Annotated in this window: 15 protein-coding genes and 1 pseudogene; 7 read left to right on the top strand and 9 right to left on the bottom strand. The window is 64.1% G+C overall.

Going from position 1 to position 17,621, the window contains the following annotated elements; genetic code table 11:
• Positions 1-4: 4 nt before the first annotated feature.
• Positions 5-1,771, top strand: a complete 1,767-nt coding sequence (locus M2S36_RS05300; RefSeq protein WP_207831519.1) for a KinB sensor domain-containing domain — start codon at positions 5-7, stop codon at positions 1,769-1,771.
• A 21-nt stretch (positions 1,772-1,792) separates the two neighbouring features.
• Here the strand turns inward: M2S36_RS05300 and M2S36_RS05295 are convergent, their stop codons facing one another.
• The 7 genes and pseudogenes from M2S36_RS05295 to M2S36_RS05265 form a co-directional block, all read right to left on the bottom strand.
• Positions 1,793-3,397, bottom strand: coding sequence for an EAL domain-containing protein (locus tag M2S36_RS05295; protein WP_207831517.1), 1,605 nt, complete (start codon positions 3,395-3,397; stop codon positions 1,793-1,795).
• Positions 3,398-3,596: 199 nt separating this feature from the next.
• On the bottom strand, positions 3,597-4,385 hold the full coding sequence (locus tag M2S36_RS05290) for an N-acetylmuramoyl-L-alanine amidase (protein WP_207831515.1): 789 nt from the start codon (positions 4,383-4,385) through the stop codon (positions 3,597-3,599).
• Between the two features lie 80 nt (positions 4,386-4,465).
• Entirely contained in the window at positions 4,466-6,400 is a 1,935-nt protein-coding gene (locus M2S36_RS05285; protein ID WP_333956812.1) for a GGDEF domain-containing protein, read from the bottom strand.
• 27 nt (positions 6,401-6,427) lie between these two features.
• Positions 6,428-7,260 (bottom strand): annotated as a pseudogene (locus M2S36_RS05280) (endonuclease/exonuclease/phosphatase family protein).
• Between the two features lie 34 nt (positions 7,261-7,294).
• Entirely contained in the window at positions 7,295-7,927 is a 633-nt protein-coding gene (gene dsbA, locus M2S36_RS05275; RefSeq protein WP_063912372.1) for a thiol:disulfide interchange protein DsbA, read from the bottom strand.
• 173 nt (positions 7,928-8,100) lie between these two features.
• On the bottom strand, positions 8,101-8,718 hold the full coding sequence (locus M2S36_RS05270) for a c-type cytochrome (protein ID WP_003256951.1): 618 nt from the start codon (positions 8,716-8,718) through the stop codon (positions 8,101-8,103).
• A 31-nt stretch (positions 8,719-8,749) separates the two neighbouring features.
• The gene (locus M2S36_RS05265) at positions 8,750-9,052 is read right to left on the bottom strand and encodes a c-type cytochrome (RefSeq protein WP_016484276.1); all 303 of its coding nucleotides are present in this window, start codon (positions 9,050-9,052) and stop codon (positions 8,750-8,752) included.
• Between the two features lie 201 nt (positions 9,053-9,253).
• Here M2S36_RS05265 and yihA point away from each other — a divergent pair, with 201 nt between their 5' ends.
• The gene (yihA, locus tag M2S36_RS05260) at positions 9,254-9,886 is read left to right on the top strand and encodes a ribosome biogenesis GTP-binding protein YihA/YsxC (RefSeq protein WP_085665602.1); all 633 of its coding nucleotides are present in this window, start codon (positions 9,254-9,256) and stop codon (positions 9,884-9,886) included.
• Between the two features lie 413 nt (positions 9,887-10,299).
• Here yihA and polA read toward each other — a convergent pair whose 3' ends face one another.
• Positions 10,300-13,047, bottom strand: a complete 2,748-nt coding sequence (gene polA, locus M2S36_RS05255) for a DNA polymerase I (protein ID WP_207831508.1) — start codon at positions 13,045-13,047, stop codon at positions 10,300-10,302.
• Between the two features lie 75 nt (positions 13,048-13,122).
• Here polA and M2S36_RS05250 point away from each other — a divergent pair, with 75 nt between their 5' ends.
• Positions 13,123-13,410: a DUF2782 domain-containing protein gene (locus M2S36_RS05250; RefSeq protein WP_013970316.1), complete on the top strand. Its 288-nt coding sequence runs from the start codon at positions 13,123-13,125 to the stop codon at positions 13,408-13,410.
• A 69-nt stretch (positions 13,411-13,479) separates the two neighbouring features.
• Complete coding sequence (locus M2S36_RS05245) at positions 13,480-14,430, top strand: homoserine kinase (protein ID WP_063912369.1); 951 nt, start codon at positions 13,480-13,482, stop codon at positions 14,428-14,430.
• Positions 14,431-14,541: 111 nt separating this feature from the next.
• Here the strand turns inward: M2S36_RS05245 and M2S36_RS05240 are convergent, their stop codons facing one another.
• Positions 14,542-15,498, bottom strand: a complete 957-nt coding sequence (locus tag M2S36_RS05240) for a zinc ABC transporter substrate-binding protein (protein WP_207831505.1) — start codon at positions 15,496-15,498, stop codon at positions 14,542-14,544.
• A gap of 18 nt (positions 15,499-15,516) precedes the next feature.
• Between M2S36_RS05240 and zur the strand changes: the two genes are divergently transcribed.
• From zur to znuB, 3 genes are read left to right on the top strand one after another with little or no spacing between them, the layout of a single operon-like run.
• Entirely contained in the window at positions 15,517-16,002 is a 486-nt protein-coding gene (gene zur / locus M2S36_RS05235) for a zinc uptake transcriptional repressor Zur (protein WP_207831503.1), read from the top strand.
• Complete coding sequence (gene znuC, locus M2S36_RS05230; RefSeq protein WP_207831501.1) at positions 15,999-16,775, top strand: zinc ABC transporter ATP-binding protein ZnuC; 777 nt, start codon at positions 15,999-16,001, stop codon at positions 16,773-16,775. The genes zur and znuC overlap by 4 nt, the downstream gene beginning before the upstream one ends.
• Positions 16,768-17,550: a zinc ABC transporter permease subunit ZnuB gene (gene znuB / locus M2S36_RS05225; RefSeq protein ID WP_207831499.1), complete on the top strand. Its 783-nt coding sequence runs from the start codon at positions 16,768-16,770 to the stop codon at positions 17,548-17,550. Before znuC ends, znuB begins: the two co-directional genes overlap by 8 nt.
• Positions 17,551-17,621: the final 71 nt, after the last annotated feature.

The raw sequence follows: 17,621 nt of genomic DNA, 5'->3' as shown, positions 1-17,621 counted from the left end.
GCCCATGAAGCTGCGCACGCGGCTTTTCCTCAGCATTTCGGCGCTGATCACCGTGGCTTTGCTCGGGCTGCTGCTGGGCCTGGTCAGTGTGCTGCAGATGGCCACAGTGCAACAGCGACTGGTGCGCGATACCACCCACGCCCTGGAAGTGGGGCTGAAGTTGCGCCAGAACCTAGGCGAACAGATGACCCTGATCCTCGATGACCAGACCTCCCCGGAGAGCCTGCGGTTGCTGCAGGACAACTTCCAGGTCCTGCTCAACCAAGGGCTGGAACAAGGCGGCGAACGCACCGGCTTCAGCAAGGCCAGCAGCAATTACCAGGCCTTCCTCCAGGCCTACCGCGACAGCCCGGCGCCGGCCCGTAGCATGGGCGTGGAGCAGCCACTGGGCGCCGCGTTCAACCAGGTGCGCACCGACCTGATCGATTCCCACAAGCAGGCCCTGGAACACATCACCCGCAGCGAGGAGCACACCCGCGACCACGCCCTGCTGGTCAGTGGCGTACTTGGCCTGATGGGCCTGGTGGTGCTGGTATTGGGCTTCATTACCGCGCACAACATCGCCCGGCGCTTCGGCCAGCCGATCGAAGCCTTGGCCAAGGCGGCCGACCAACTGGGCAAGGGCAATTTCGATGTCACCCTGCCGGTCACCCAGGCCACCGAACTGAATCAGCTGACCCGCCGCTTCGGCTTGATGGCAGAAGCCTTGCGCAAGCACCAGGCCACCAACGTTGACGAGCTGCTGGCCGGCCAGCAACGCTTGCAGGCCGTACTGGACAGCATTGACGATGGCCTGCTGATCATAAACCGCCAGGGCCGCCTGGAGCACCTCAACCCGGTTGCCCAGCGCCAGCTGGGCTGGACCGACAGCCGTGTGGGCAGCAGCCTGGCCGAAGCCCTGCAGCGCCCGGAGCTGGAACAGCAGCTACGCCAGGTACTGCGCGGCGGCAATCTCGACCGCCAGCCGGACGACCTGAGCATGGAGGTCGATGACGAAACGCGCCTGCTCGCCTACAGCCTGACCCCGGTCAGCCACCCGCAAGGGCCGATCCTTGGCGCGGTGATGGTGCTGCACGATGTCACCGAGCAGCGAGCCTTCGAACGCGTGCGCAGCGAGTTCGTGTTGCGCGCGTCCCACGAGCTGCGCACCCCGGTGACCGGCATGCACATGGCCTTCGGCCTGTTGCGCGAGCGGCTCAAGTTCCCGCCCGAGGCGCGCGAGCATGACCTGCTGGAAACCATCGGCGAGGAAATGCAGCGCCTGACCCAGTTGATCAACGACCTGCTCAACTTCAGCCGCTACCAGAGCGGGATGCAGAAGCTCGACCTGACCCCCTGCGCCATCGACGAGCTGCTGGAGCGTGTAGAACGGCGCTTTGCCGAACCGGCGGCGCACAAGCAGATCGAGTTGATCACGGAACTGGAGCCGCCGCTACCGCGTATCCAGGCCGACATCGCCCAGCTCGACCGGGTGCTGGACAACCTGTTGAATAACGCCATCCGCCATACCGCCAACGGCGGGCGCATCCGCCTGCACGCACGACGGCATGCGGAGCGAGTAATCATCAGTGTCGAGGACAACGGCGAAGGCATTGCCTATGGGCAGCAGGGGCGCATCTTCGAGCCCTTCGTACAGGTAGGGCGCAAGAAAGGCGGCGCCGGGCTGGGGCTGGCGTTGTGCAAAGAGATCGTGCAGCTGCACGGCGGGCGCATGGGCGTATTTTCCCGGCCGGGGCAGGGGACCCAGTTCTACATGGCGCTGCCGGTCTGAATGAGGCCGACGCAGGATCGCTCAATGCTCAACCCGCCGCGGCAGCCGTCCGCGGGTCACCAGTTCGGCAAACTGCCGGGCATTCAATGGCCGGGCAAACAGCCAGCCCTGGCCATAATTGACCCCTTCGCTGTTCAGCAGCACCGCCTGGTCTTCACACTCGATGCCTTCGGCAATCACCCGCAGGTGCAGGTCATGAGCCATGCGGATGATATGCGGGGCCACTCCGCTGCTGGCGGCGTCATGCCCCAAGGCATCAATAAAGGCCTTGTCGATCTTCAGGCAGTCCACCGGCAGGGTCTGCAAGTAGGCCAGGCTGCAATAACCCGTACCAAAATCGTCGATCAGCACCTGATGCCCCACCGCGCGCAGCGCCTGCAGGTTGTCGCGGGCCACCACCACGTCGATCAGGCCGCGCTCGGTCACTTCGAAGGCAATCTGGCTGGCCGCCACCCGGTGCAAAGCCAGCAAGCGCGCCGCCACCCGGCCAATGCGCGGCACCATCACATCGCAGGCCGCCAGGTTCACCGAAATGTACAGGTTGGGGTGCGAGCGCAGCAGTTGCCCTAGCTGTTCCAGCACACGCTGCAGGACAAAGTCAGTGATCTGGCGAATCTGCCCGGTGTTTTCCGCCAACGGGATGAACAGGTCCGGGCTGGTCAGGGTGCCATCCGGGCGGCGCCAGCGCACCAGGGCCTCGGCACCCACACAGCGCCGGCTGTCGAGTTCGAATATCGGCTGGTAGAGCACCTGCAGCTCGCCACGGCGCAAGGCATTCTGCAATTCGGAGCTCATTGACCGCCGCTGCAGGATCAGTTGCAGCACCAGCCAGCCGATGCAGCAGGCCGCCAGTACACTGCCGGGGAACAGAAGCCAGAGCATGCCGTTCATCCTCAACGGCAGGCTCGCCCGGGGGGCAATCAGCACCAGCTGGTAGTCCGGTGACTTGGTCGGCATACGGTAGATCAGGCGGTCGCTGAGTTCGAGCAGTGACTTGTGGCTGGTCGACCAGGCCGAGGGCGGCGGCCATACCTGCGGCGGGCCCAGTACGGGGATAGCCCTGGTGCCATTGTCCAGCACCACCACCAGGCTGCCGCCCGGAGGCAGGTCGACCACATCGGTCAGGTGCCCACGGGAGGTGGAGACCACGAACTTGCCCCGCCCCAGCATCAGCGCAGCTAGGTTCTCGTTCGGTTCGGTCGTGGTGTTCAGCCAGTAGCTGTAGGTCGGCCCCTGGATGTCGGGGGCCCGCAGGGGTTCGAACGCGCGCTCATCACCGCGGTTGGAGCAGACGACATCACCATCCACGTAAGCGGCTTCATAAATGAAGCGTGAACTCAGGCCTACCTGCTGCAATGCCGTCAGCATCGCCGGGCTGCAGCCGCGCAAGGGCTGCGCCTGCAGCAGGTCGACGCCTTCGCGCAACTGGCCGAACACCTGCTCGAGGCGCTCAAGAAAGCGCTCGCCCTGGGCGTTCATCTGTGCACTCTCGCTTTGCTTCATCTGTTGCAGGGCAATGCCGATGCTGGCGGAGAGCAACAGTGCCGCGCTGGCCAGTGCTGCCAATGTGGCCAGCATCCAGGGACGGTAAAAAATTTGGCGCAGCAAGGCGATGAAGGCTGACATCGAAGGCATCCAGTTGATAACTAAGGTATAGCAACTGAATCGGGAATCACCTTCGCCGTTTGGCGCTTCGTTTGCTTGTTGGGAGATGGCCACCGGCCAAGACTGCGCTGTCGCAGAGAACTCGATTTGCAAGCGCTACGCGGCCCCGTGGGAGCGGGCGTGCCCGCTCCCACAGGGGCCGCGTAGCCTCGCTGACGGCTCAACGCATCCGGTTGAGCACCTGCAGCATCGCCGCCGTCTGCGCATCCGGCATGCCATCGAAGCGCTGTGGGCGGAAACGCATCTGGAACGCGGCGATCACATGGCGGGTGGCAACATCCAGTACCCCGGTCTGCTCGATCGCATAGCCAAACCGCGCCAGTTCCTGCTGATACCAGCCAACGCTTGGCGGGTTGACGCTGAAATAGGCCTGCTGCCGTGCCACGGCATTGGCATCCGGCCAGACACCCAGCCCGGCGTCGGCCAGGCGCTTCCACGGGAACAGCGGCCCCGGGTCCAGCTTGCGCAGCGGCGCGATATCGCTATGGCCAATGATGTGCCGTGGCTCGATGTTGTTACGTTTGACGATGTCCTTCAGCAGCGCGATCAGCGACTGGACCTGCGCTTCGCTGTAAGGGTGCCAGACCCGGCCATTCGGCGTGTCGGTGAAGCCTGGGTTGACGATTTCTATACCGATGGACGAGGAGTTCAGCCAGGTTCGCCCCTGCCACTGGCTATCACCGGCATGCCAGGCACGGCGGCTTTCATCCACCAGCTGGTACACCGTCGCCGGGCCATCACCAATCAGGTAATGGCTGCTGACTTCGCCATGGGTCAGCAACGCCAGGGAACGCTCCAGTGAAGCATTGGTGTAGTGCAGGACAACGAACTGGATGCGGTTGTCCTGGTTGACCGAGGGATGGCTACGGTCGATGCGCAGGCCCGTCGAGCAACCAGCGACAGACAACAACAGGAAGGAGACCAGGGTTTTTTTAAGCGTGGAAAGCACGTCAATAGCCTCAGCGAATGAGCGCTACAGTATAACGTGCTCCCCGATGACCGTGCTTGCCGCGAGTCAGCGGCTGCCGGCTATGCCTGCTCGACGCGATTGCGCCCCAACTCCTTGGCCCGGTACAGCGCCGCATCCGCGCGCTTGAGCACCTGGTCACCGCGCTCACCGGAACGGAATGCACCCAGGCCGATGGACGTGGTGATCACTACCCGTTCGCCCTTGAAGTGGAACGGGCATGCCTCGACCGTGGCCCGCAGCACCTCGGCTATCTGGGCGGCGTCGGCCGGCGAGGTTTGCGGTAGCAGCAGGACAAACTCCTCGCCGCCAAAGCGGGCGATGAAATCACGGCCGCGCAGGCGCTTGCGCAACTGGTCGGCGACGATCTTCAAAACCTTGTCCCCGGCCAGGTGCCCATAGCTGTCGTTGATACGCTTGAAATGGTCCAGGTCGAGGATCGCCATCGCCAGATGACCGCCGTGCGCCTGCCATTCGAGTATTTCGCGCTCGACCCGCTCGCTCCAGGCCGCACGGTTGGGCAGGCCGGTAAGGGGGTCGAGCAGGGCTTTCTGGCGCTGCTCTTCCAGGTGCTCGCGGTAGCCGAGCGCCTCCTGCTCCATGCTCGCCACCCGCTCCGACAGCCCTTGCAGCCGTCCGGCCAGCTCCTGCTCGCGGCGATCGCGCTCGTGCTTGTGCTCGTCCATGGTCACCAGCAGGCCTTCCAGACGGTTTTCCAGAATGTGCTTGAGGCTGTCCACATCGGCGGCACCTTGCACACTGCTCTGCAGCCCATCGACGTGCTCACGCAGCTGGGTATCCAGCTCGCGGGCGGCCGAGCTGTTATCGGCATGGCCGGCGCTGGCCTCGTGCAGGTGGCTCTGGAAACCTTCCAGGCGTTCGTTGAGCTGCTGCAGGTAGGTTTCGAATTCGTGCTGGCCGCTGTCGGTGATCGCCAGCATGAGCACAGCCAGGTCATCCAGCACCGGGATCAGCTCATACCAGTTCAGGCCGCGGGCGACCCGCTCGCGCATGTTCAGTGCCTGGGCCTTGTGCCGCTCCGGCAGGCTGAGGTCATCGAGCAGGCCGATCAGGGTTTGCTCGATGTGCGCAGCAACCTGGCTGTAGGGCGGCTCTACCGCGTAAGGCAGGGCATAAGGGCCGTCTTCACCGAAGGTTTCTTCCAGTGTTTGTACCGGTTGTGCTTTAGCCGGTGCCTCACTGGCGGCAACTTCCGGGGCTGGCACATCGTCCGGTAGCGGCTGCGGCAGCGGGGCTGGCGACAGTTCGGCCGTTTCGATCAACGCGGGGCCAGCAGCCTCCAGCTCGGGCTTGGGCGTTACCGGGGCCTCGACAACAGAGGCTGGAAAGGCTGGTAGCCGCTGTAGCGCATCCACATCGTCGGCATCGACACTGCCCGGTGCTGCCAAGGGCTGCGCCTCGGCAACAGGCGACGCCAGCGGCGCAAGCGCTGGCTCGCCTTGCACGTCATCCTCGCGGCTGCCGAACAAACGCTGCAAGAACCCCGGCCGGGCATCTTCCCCCGATTTGCCCAAGGCTGACAGCGCGCGGCCCTGCAAGCCGCTCAATTCACCCAGCAACGGTGGCAGGTCGCGTGACTGGGCCACGCCGCCGTCGAGCTTCTTCGCCAGTTTTTTCAACGGCCGCGAGACATCGTTTGGCAGCGGCAGGCCTTGCAGTTGACCGACCAGCGCGATCAGCGCATCGCTGACCTGGTTCATGCGGGTTTCCCGGCGCTGTTCGGAGTCCAGCACCGCCTTCTCAAGACGCGGAATCAGCCCGGCAAGGCCGGCGTCCATGTTGTCGCTGCGGATGACCTCGCGCATTTCCTTCATGCACTGGTCCACCACCTTGTCACTGCCTTCGGCAGCCAAGGTGCTGCGTACCAGGCCGCGGCGCAGCAGGTCGAGACGGGCGTCCCAACGGCGCTCGAGCTTTTCCTGCTGCTCGATGCTTTTAAGGTATTTCTCTTTCCAGCGCTCAGCGTCTTCAGTCATGCCCGGGTCCGCAAACGGTGATGGCAATTAGCTCAGGACCGGCAGCGTATCCACAGTCAATGCATCAGGCAATCGAATCTCGACAGCAACGGGAAGGTGGTCGGAAATTGGCTGCGCCAGCACCTCGACACGCTCCAGCGTGAGGCTTGGGCTGAGCAGGATGTGGTCCAGGCAACGCTGTGGGCGCCAGCTGGGGAAGGTGGCTTCGACTTGCGGGGCAATCAGGCCCAGGTCGCGCAGCGGCGAGTGCTCCAGCAGGTCGGTGGCATGGGTATTCATGTCGCCCATCAGCACCTGGTGGCGGTAGCCACCAATCAGCTCGCGGATGTAGCCCAGCTGCAGGGCGCGGGTCTTGGCGCCGAGGGCCAGGTGCATCATCACCACGATCAGCGCATCTTCACCCTCGCCAAAACGCACCAGGATCGCACCACGCCCAGCCGGGCCGGGCAGCGGGTGGTCTTCGAGCAGCTGCGGCTTCAGGCGGCTGAGCACGCCATTGCTGTGCTGGGCAAAACGCCCAAGGTTGCGGTTGAGTTGCTGGTACCAGTAGGGGAAGGCGCCCAGGTGGGCCAGGTGCTCGACCTGGTTGACGTAGCCCGAGCGCAGGCTGCCGCCATCGGCCTCCTGCAAGGCCACCAGGTCGAAGTCGCCCAGCAGTTGGCCAATCTTCTGCAGGTTGCCGGCACGACCGTTGTGCGGCAGCAGGTGCTGCCAGCTGCGGGTCAGGTAATGCCGGTAGCGCTCGGTGCTGATGCCCACCTGGATGTTGAAACTGAGCAGCCGCAGGCGACCATCCTCCGGCAGGCCCGGGGCCTGCAGGTGATGTTCGTTGACCTGCGGCTGGTGCAAGCCAATGCCACGCGCGGTTCTGAAGCGGCGCATGGGTTACGCCGCTTACTTAGCGGCGCGCTCCTTGGCGATCAGCTGGTCGGCAACGTTCAGTACGCCTTCCGGCCCGCCGGCGGTACCCAGGTCGAAGCGGTATTTGCCGTTGACCACCATGCTCGGTACGCCGGTGATCTCGTACTTCTTCGCCAGCTCCTTGGCCTGGTTGACCTGGCCTTTGATGGCGAACGAGTTGAAGGTGGCGAGGAACTTGTCCTTGTCCACGCCCTGGGTGGCGAGGAAGTCGGCCATGTCCTGCGGGTCGGTCAGGCGCTTGCGCTGGTTCTGGATGGCATCGAACACCGCGGCGTGCACCTTGTGCTCGACGCCCATGGCTTCCAGGGTCAGGAACATCTGGCCGTGGGCGTCCCACGCGCCACCGAACATGGCCGGTACGCGCTTGAAGTTGACGTCCTTGGGCAGCTTTTCAACCCATGGGTTGATGGTTGGCTCGAAGTGGTAGCAGTGTGGGCAGCCGTACCAGAACAGCTCGACCACTTCGATCTTGCCAGGCACGGAAACTTGAACAGGGTTGCTCAGCTCGAGGTATTCCTTGCCGGCAACAGGCTCGGCGGCCTGGACGGCAGTCATACCGAATACGCTGGCAGCGACCAGCGCGGCGCTGAGAATCAGTTTACGCATGCTTTACTCCTGGGCAGTCATTGTCGCCACGACGCGACCTGTACTGAGACAGGCCGGGAAGGGGCCGAGTTCTGTAGTGTAACGGCTGCGGACGGAAAAAAGGGCGGTCCGGCCGCCCTTTCATCATTGGCCTACAACATTAACTGAAAGTTAATGCGCCGCCTGTAATGGCCTCAGTGCAGGCCCTGGATGTAACTGGCCAACGCCTCGATGTCGTGGTTGCTCAGCTTGCCGGCGATGGTGCGCATGGTCATGGCATCGCCATCGTTGGTGCGGTTGCCTTCGCGGAAGTCGGTGAGCTGCTTGGTCACGTACTGCGCGTGCTGCCCGCCCAGGTGCGGGAAGCCGGCCAGGGCGATGCCGGCGCCGTTCGGCGAGTGGCAGCCGGTGCAGGCGGGCATGCCTTTTTCCAGGTCGCCGCCGTTGAACAGCGCCCGGCCACGTTCGACCAGCTTGGGATCGGCCGCGCCCACGCTGCCTTTCTGGCTGGAGAAGTAGGCGGCGATATCGGCCAGGTCCTGGTCGCTGAATGCGGCCAGCATGCCGGTCATCTCCAGCACGGTACGCTTGCCCGACTTGATATCGTGCAATTGTTTTTCGAGGTAGCGCTGGCCTTGGCCGGCCAGTTTCGGGAAGTTCGGTGCCAGGCTGTTGCCGTCGGGGTTGTGGCAGGCGCCACAGACGGCCGTCTTGGCCTGGCCGGCGGCGGCATCGCCTTTGACGGGTTGCGCAGCAGTGGCCGCACCTGCGACACCCAGGGTCAACAGCAGACTCACGACTAGTTTGTTCATCAGCTAATCCAACACGGCTAAGGGTGAAATGTTATGTATCGGGACTGCCACTCATCCAAAGGATGACCAAACGGTAGTCCTCGGCACTGCAGTCCATGCACAATCCACGCGGCGGCATAGCCTTGAAACCCTGGGTCACGTGCTTCACCAGTACATCCATGCCTTGCGCCAGCCGTGGCTCCCATGCTGCCCGGTCACCCTGCCTGGGTGCCTGTGGCAACTGCCCGGTGTGACAGGCCGCACACGTGCGGTTGTACAACACCTCGGGATCCTGTGTAGCCTGTGCGCTGAAAACCGGCAGGAACATACCGACAGCAAGCAGCCATTTCGCCATGCGGAACGACCTTCAGGGTTGGGGGCCGCGCTGCGTTCTGTTGCGCGAGCTATTGTTCGACACCCCATGCCCGTTCTCCTTCGCCGGGAGAATGAGCACACAAAAACTGGGGCATTATATACTTCCGCCATCCAAACGGAAACGACACCGCTTGCCAGGCTCGGGCCCAAAGAGTCAGGCAACACCCACATCGGATATCCCATGCAAGTCAAGAACCCCATCCTCGGCCTCTGCCAGAAAGCCAAATTCGCCCTCAGCGCTGCCAAGGTCGAACAATGCCCGGACGACCAGGGTTACGAGGTGGCTTTCGCCGGCCGCTCCAACGCCGGCAAATCCAGCGCCCTCAATACCCTGACTCATGCCAGCCTGGCGCGCACCTCGAAAACCCCCGGGCGCACCCAGCTGTTGAATTTCTTCAGTCTGGACGATGAACGGCGTTTGGTCGACCTGCCTGGCTACGGTTATGCAAAAGTCCCGATTCCGCTCAAGCAGCACTGGCAGAAACACCTGGAAGCCTACCTGGGTAGCCGGGAGTGCCTGCGTGGCGTGATCCTGATGATGGATGTGCGCCACCCGATGACCGACTTCGACAAGATGATGCTCGATTGGGCCAAGGCCAGCAGCATGCCGATGCACATCCTGCTGACCAAGGCCGACAAGCTGACCCACGGCGCAGGCAAGAACACCCTGCTCAAGGTGCAATCGGAAATCCGCAAGGGCTGGGGCGATGGCGTGACCATCCAGCTGTTCTCGGCGCCCAAGCGCCTGGGCGTGGAAGAGGCCTACCGGGTGCTGGCGGACTGGATGGAGCTGGAAGACAAGCCAGTCATTTGAAGGTTTGCTCAACCTGTGGGAGCAGGCATGCCCGCGAAGAATCCAGCGCGGAGCATGGCCTGGGCTTCGCCCAGGTTCGCGGGCGCGCCCGCTCCCACAGTGTTCCTTCACCAGACTCAAGGCAAATTCCGGGCAAAAAAAACCCCGGACTTCGTATGGGGAGGGAGAAGTTCGGGGTCCAAGTCCGGACCGCTAGGGCGGGGTCCAGATATCTGCCAACACTTAACACAACATAGGAGCATCGAAAGGCTTCACCAGCCATTCAGTTACTCTGAGTTCCGCTTCACCGGTTAAGTTCCAAAGCCCTGAAAACTATTTGCGATAGTTTCATGAAACCTCAGCACCACTGGCACTGAGCGGAGCCAGGACCCGCGTCCCCATGTCACGGATCCTGCCCAGCTTTCCCCGCTCGATCAGTGAGCTTCGTCCCAGTTCGCACCAATTCCTGCCTCGACCAGCAGCGGCACATCCAGCTGCGCAGCCCGGCTCATGTGCTGGCGAATTTCATCTTTCACCTGCGCCACCAGGTCCTCGCGCACTTCCAGCACCAGTTCATCGTGTACCTGCAGGATCACCCGGGCATCCAGCCCGCTCTCGGTCAGCCAGTTATCCACATTGACCATGGCCCGCTTGATGATGTCAGCCGCCGTGCCCTGCATCGGCGCGTTGATCGCCGTGCGCTCGGCGCCTTTGCGCAGGGCCGGGTTCTTGGCATTGATATCCGGCAGGTACAGGCGGCGGCCAAACAGGGTTTCGACAAAGCCTTGCTCCGCCGCCTGGGCGCGAGTGCGCTCCATGTAGGCCAGCACGCCCGGGTAGCGAGCAAAATAGCGGTCAATGTAGTCCTGCGACTGCTTGCGGTCGACGCCGATCTGCTTGGCCAGGCCAAAGGCGCTCATGCCGTAGATCAGGCCGAAGTTGATGGCCTTGGCGCTACGGCGCTGGTCAGTGGTGACGTCGGCCAACGCCACGCCGAACACTTCCGCCGCCGTGGCACGGTGCACGTCCAGGTCATTGCGGAACGCATGCAGCAACCCTTCGTCCTTGGCCAGGTGGGCCATGATGCGCAACTCGATCTGCGAGTAGTCCGCCGCCAGCAGCTTGTAGCCCGGGCTGGCAATGAAGGCCTGACGGATGCGCCGGCCTTCGGCAGTACGGATCGGGATGTTCTGCAGGTTCGGATCGCTCGACGACAGCCGGCCGGTGGCCGCCACCGCCTGCTGGTAGGAGGTGTGGATACGCCCGGTGCGCGGGTTGATCTGCCCCGGCAGCTTGTCGGTGTAGGTGCTCTTGAGCTTGCTCAGGCTGCGGTACTGCATCAGTACCTCCGGCAACGGGTAGCCTTGCTCGGCCAGTTCGTCGAGCACCGCTTCTGCCGTGGATGGCTGGCCCTTGGTGGTCTTGCTCAGCACCGGCATGCCCAGCTTGTCGTAGAGGATCGCGCCCAGCTGCTTGGGCGAGCCAAGGTTGAACTCCTCTCCGGCCAGCTCATAGGCACGCTGCTCCAGCTCGGCCATCTTCACCCCCAGCTCACCGCTCTGCACCTGCAGCAGCGCGGCATCGACCAGCGCCCCTTGGCGCTCGATCTTGGCCAGCACCGGCACCAGCGGCATCTCGATGTCCATCAGCACCGGCTGCACGCTCGGCGTCTGCGCCAGGCGCGCCTGTAGCGCGTGGTGCAGGCGCAGGGTGATGTCGGCGTCTTCGGCGGCGTAGGGGCCGGCCTTGTCCAGGTGGATCTGGTTGAACGTCAGCTGCTTGGCGCCCTTGCCGGCGATGTCCTCGAAGGCGATGGTGGTGTGGTCGAGGTACTTCTGCGCCAGGCTGTCCATGTCGTGACGGGTGGCGGTGGAGTTCAGCACGTACGACTCGAGCATGGTGTCGTAGGCCACGCCGCGCATTTCGATGGCGGGGGAGCCGTTGGCGAGGATGTTGATGTCGTACTTGGCGTTCTGCCCGACCTTGGCCTTGGCCGGGTCTTCCAGCAGCGGCTTCAGCGCCAGCAGTACGGCGGCGCGGTCCAGTTGAACCGGCGCCCCTTCATAGTCATGGGCCAGCGGCACATAGGCCGCTTCATGGGGATCGACAGAGAACGACAGGCCGACCAGCTGCGCCTGTTGGGCGTCCAGGCCGGTGGTCTCGGTGTCGAAGGCGAACAGTGGCGCCTGGCGCAGCTTCTCCAGCCAGAAGTCGAAACGGGCCTGGTCGAGGATGGTTTCGTACCTGGGCTCGACCTTGGCCGCCGGCTCCGCGACCGGCGCGATGTCGTCACCGGCCTTGGCCGCGTCGCGCTGCACCTCGGCGACCCAGCTCTTGAACTCCATCTCGGTGTACAGCGCCAGCAACGCTTCACGGTCCGGCTCGCCGCACACCAGGGCATCTACTTCGATGTCCAGGGGCACATCGACCTTGATGGTAGCCAGCTCATAGGACAGGAACGCCGCGTCGCGGTGCTCCTCCAGCTTGGCCGGCAGGGTCTTGGCACCACGAATGGCCAGCGTCGGGACCTTGTCCAGGTTGGCGTACAGGTCACTGAGGCCGCCGCCGATGCCGGTCAGCAGGCCCACTGCGGTTTTTTCGCCCACACCCGGTACGCCGGGGATGTTGTCGACCTTGTCGCCCATCAGTGCCAGGAAGTCGATGATGTGTTCCGGGCCGACGCCAAATTTCTCGTGCACGCCGGCCACGTCCAGCACGCTTCCGGTCATGGTGTTGACCAAGGTAATGTGCCCGTCCACCAGCTGCGCCATGTCCTTGTCACCGGTCGAGATGATGACCGGCCGGCCCAGGGCCGCACTGCTGCGCGCCAGGGTGCCGATCACGTCGTCGGCCTCGACCCCTTCGACGCACAGCAGCGGGTAGCCCAGCGCCTTGACGCTGGCATGCAGCGGCTCGATCTGCACCCGCAGGTCGTCCGGCATGCTCGGGCGGTTAGCCTTGTATTCGGCGAACATGGCATCGCGGAAGGTACCGCCCTTGGCATCGAACACCACCGCGAACAGGCTGTCGGGGTATTGCTTGCGCAGGCTCTTGAGCATGTTCAGCACCCCCTTCACCGCGCCGGTCGGCATGCCCTTGGAGGTGGTCAGCGGCGGCAGCGCGTGAAAGGCGCGGTACAGGTAGGAGGAACCGTCCACCAGGACGAGGGGCGCTTGGCTCATGAGCAGAATCAACCTTTTCGACGGGTCCGGCGCTAGAATAGCCAGAATCATTGACGACAAAGGGACAAGGTTATCATGCGTACACTCAATCGCCTGTTACTGCTCGGTCTGTTGGCAACCATGCCAGTCGTCACCCTGGCGGCGGACGACGCCCCCTCGGCCGATCCCGAGGTGACCATTCGCACGGAAGGCGACAAAACCATCCAGGAGTACCGGCAGAACGGCTTCCTGTATGCGATCAAGATCACGCCGAAAAACGGCAAGCCTTATTTCCTGGTACGCGCCGATGGCTCTGATGGCAATTTCATTCGATCCGACCAGCCGGACATGCTGATTCCGTCCTGGAAGATCTTCGAGTGGTAATCTGACGCGCACCGTTCACATCAACCCGGCACTTCCCGGCGGAAGTGCCCGTATGGGCAAATTTTCATCATGTCAGTTTTCACCCCCGTGACCCGGCCTGAGCTGGAAACCTTTCTGGCGCCGTACGCGCTGGGTCGTCTGCTCGATTTCCAGGGCATCGCCGCCGGCACCGAGAACAGCAATTTCTTCGTCAGCCTCGAACAGGGGGAGTTCGTCCTGACGCTGATCGAGCGCGGGCCCAGCGAGGACATGCCGTTCTTCATCGAACTGCTCGACACCCTGCACGCTGCCGACATGCCAGTGCCCTACGCGATACGTGACCGCGACGGCAACGGCCTGCGCGAGCTGTGCGGCAAGCCGGCGCTGCTGCAGCCACGGCTGTCGGGCAAGCACATCAAGGCACCGAACGCCCAGCACTGCGCACAGGTTGGCGAACTGCTGGCGCACATTCACCTGGCCACCCGCGAGCACATCATCGAGCGCCGCACCGACCGCGGCCTGGACTGGATGCTGGCCTCGGGTGCCGAGCTGCTGCCGCGCCTTACCGCCGAGCAAGCCACGCTGCTGCAGCCGGCGCTGGATGAAATCAGCGCGCACAAGGCACAGATCCTTGCCCTGCCACGGGCCAACCTGCATGCCGACCTGTTCCGCGACAACGTGATGTTCGAAGGCACCCATCTGACCGGTGTGATCGACTTCTACAACGCCTGTTCCGGGCCGATGCTGTATGACATCGCCATCACCGTGAACGACTGGTGCCTGGATGAACACGGCGCGATCGATGTGCCGCGCGCCCAGGCACTGCTGGCGGCCTATGCGGCGCTGCGGCCGTTTACCGCGGCCGAGGCCGAGCTGTGGCCGGAGATGCTGCGCGTGGGTTGCGTGCGCTTCTGGCTGTCGCGCCTGATTGCGGCGGAATCGTTTGCCGGGATGGATGTGATGATCCATGACCCGAGCGAGTTCGAAGTGCGCCTGGCGCAGCGCCAGCAGGTGGCTTTGCACCTGCCCTTCGCCCTCTAGAGCGTGTCTGCTTCTTCGCGGGTAAACCCGCTCCCACAGGTACGGTGACAGGCGTGAGGCTGGCGCTATCCCTGTGGGAGCGGGTTTACCCGCGAAGAGGCCGGCACAGGCTTACAGCTGCTCCAGACACCCAACCAGGTCGCCACCCAGCTTCTCCAGCAAGCGTTCATAGCCCTTGCCATCCACCGGGTCGGTACCGCCCAGGGCATCCAGCTCGGCCAGGCGCACCGGCAGCCCTGCTGTCAGGGTCTCGGCCAGTCGCGGCCGCAGTGGCGGTTCGCTGAACACACAGGTCTTGCCTACTTCCTGCAGGCGCTTGCGCATGGCTGCCACGTGCTGCGCACCCGGTTGCACCTCGGACGCCACGCTGAACACCCCGGTGTGCTTCAGGCCATACTCGGCCTCGAAATAGTCGAACGCTTCGTGGAACACGAAGTACGGCTTGCCGGCAATCCCGGCCACCCGCGCCTTGATCCGCCCATCCAGTGCGTCCAGGCGTTCGTCGAAGGCCTTCAGGTTGCTCTGGTAGCGCGCCGCATTGGCCGGGTCGACCTGCGCCAGGTCAGCCGCCATTTTCGCCGCGATTACCCGCGCGTTGACCGACGATAGCCACAGATGCGCGTCCAGGCTGCCCGGGCGGTGGTCGTGGTCATGGTCGTCGTGGTCTTCTTCCTCATGGGAATGGCTGTCCTCGCCAAAGTGGCGCAGCTTCATGCCCGGCAGCGACTGCACGGCCACCGTGGGTTTGCTGCGATTGCCCAGTACCCGCGGCAGGAAGCCTTCCATGTCCGGGCCGATCCAGTACAGCAGGTCGGCATCACCCACTCGCCGAACGTCGGACGGGCGCAGTGCATAGTGATGCGGCGAAGCGCCCGGCGGCAGCAATACCTCCGGGCTGCCAACACCGTCCTGCACGGCGGCGGCAATCTGCTGCAGGGGTTTGATGCTGGTCAGCACGCGTACGTCGGCCTGGGCGGAAAATGCGATGAAAGCGACAAAAAGGACTAGGAATCGGGACACGGTGAATACTCGAGTCATCAGAAACAGGTAACATAATAACGTCTCCATCCAGAACCGTCGCTGCCCATGTCCATCACGCCGCTGGCCAACCGTCCTCACGATCACTCCCATTGCGTACACAGCGCACTGGCTGAAGCCGACGCCTTGTGCACCCGCCAGGGCTTGCGCCTGACCGCGCTGCGTCGTCGAGTGCTGGAACTGGTGTGGCAAAGCCACAAGCCGCTGGGCGCCTACGACATCCTCGCCGTGCTCAGTGAGCAGGACGGCCGCCGCGCCGCGCCACCCACGGTATACCGCGCCCTGGACTTCCTGCTGGAAAACGGCCTGGTGCACCGCATCGCCTCGCTCAACGCCTTCATCGGCTGCAGCCACCCGGAACACCTGCACCAGGGCCAGTTCCTGATCTGCCGGGCCTGCCATGTGGCCATCGAGCTGGAACAGGAGAGCATCAGCGAAGCCATCATCAGCAGCGCCAAGGGCGTGGGCTTCACGGTCGAGACCCAGACGGTGGAAGTGGTTGGCCTGTGCAGCAATTGCCGGAGCGCGGCATGAGCGATGCACTGATCCGCCTGGAGCAGGTCGGCGTCACCTTCGGCGGCGAGGCGGTGCTCGACAGCATCGACCTGTCGGTCGCACCCGGCCAGATCGTCACCCTGATCGGCCCGAACGGGGCGGGCAAGACCACCCTGGTGCGCGCCGTGCTCGGTCTGCTCAAGCCGCACCGCGGCAAGGTATGGCGCAAGCCGAAACTGCGCATTGGCTACATGCCGCAAAAGATCCAGGTCGATGCCACGCTGCCGCTGTCGGTGCTGCGCTTCCTGCGCCTGGTGCCCGGTGTAGACCGTGCGGCAGCCCTGGCGGCGTTGCAGGAGGTAGGCGCCGAACAGGTCATCGACAGCCCGATCCAGACCATTTCCGGCGGTGAGATGCAGCGCGTGCTGCTGGCCCGCGCGCTGCTGCGCGAACCCCAGCTGCTGGTGCTCGACGAGCCGGTGCAAGGCGTTGACGTGGTCGGCCAGACTGAGCTGTACAACCTCATTACCCGCCTGCGCGACCGCCACGGTTGCGGCGTGCTGATGGTTTCCCACGACCTGCACCTGGTGATGAGCGCCACCGACCAGGTGGTGTGCCTGAACCGCCACGTGTGCTGCTCGGGCCACCCCGAGCAGGTCAGCGGCGACCCGGCATTCGTCGAGCTGTTCGGCCAGACCGCAGCACCGAGCCTGGCCATCTACCATCACCATCACGACCACAGCCACGACCTGCACGGCTCGGTGGTCGCCCCTGGCACCCATGTTCACGGAGCGCACTGCAAGCATGGCTGATTTTCTTCTCTACGCCCTGCTTGCCGGTTTGTCCCTGGCGCTGGTGGCCGGCCCACTGGGCTCCTTCGTGGTGTGGCGGCGCATGGCCTACTTTGGCGACACCCTGTCCCACGCCGCGCTGCTCGGCGTGGCCCTGGGCTTTGCCCTGGACGTCAGCCCGGCGCTGGCGGTAACCGTGGGCTGCCTGTTGCTGGCGATCTTGCTGGTGACCTTGCAACAACGCCAACCGCTGGCCTCCGACACCCTGCTCGGCATCCTCGCCCCCAGCACCTTGTCGCTGGGCCTGGTGGTGCTGAGCTTCATGCACGATGTGCGCATCGACCTGATGGCCTACCTGTTCGGCGACCTGCTGGCCATCAGCACCACCGACCTGGGCTGGATCCTCGGCGGCAGCGCGCTGGTCCTGCTGCTGCTCGCTGCGCTGTGGCGGCCTTTGCTGGCAGTCACCGTGCACGAGGAGCTGGCCATGGTCGAAGGCCTGCCGGTGGCCGGCCTGCGCATGGCGCTGATGCTGCTGATCGCGGTGGTGATTGCCGTGGCCATGAAGATCGTCGGCGTGTTGCTGATCACCTCGCTGCTGATCATCCCCGCTGCTGCGGCGCAGCGTCACGCCCGCTCTCCCGAGCAGATGGCCCTGGGCGCCAGCCTGCTGGGCGTGACCGCGGTATGCGGCGGCCTGGCCATGTCCTGGTTCAAGGACACCCCCGCCGGCCCGTCGATCGTGGTCTGCGCGGCAGTGCTATTCTTGCTGAGCCTGGCCCTGCCCAAACGCTGAAAAACAGGGCGCGTGAAGGCGCGCCCTGCAACCTTTTCGCACGTAAAGGGTCTGTAAGACTTGTTTTCGAG

The sequence above is a fragment of the Pseudomonas sp. SF2 genome (assembly GCF_036858055.1).
Classification (GTDB): domain Bacteria; phylum Pseudomonadota; class Gammaproteobacteria; order Pseudomonadales; family Pseudomonadaceae; genus Aquipseudomonas.
Note: the sequence above shows the minus strand (reverse complement) of the source record. Positions and strands in the feature narration are given on the sequence as shown.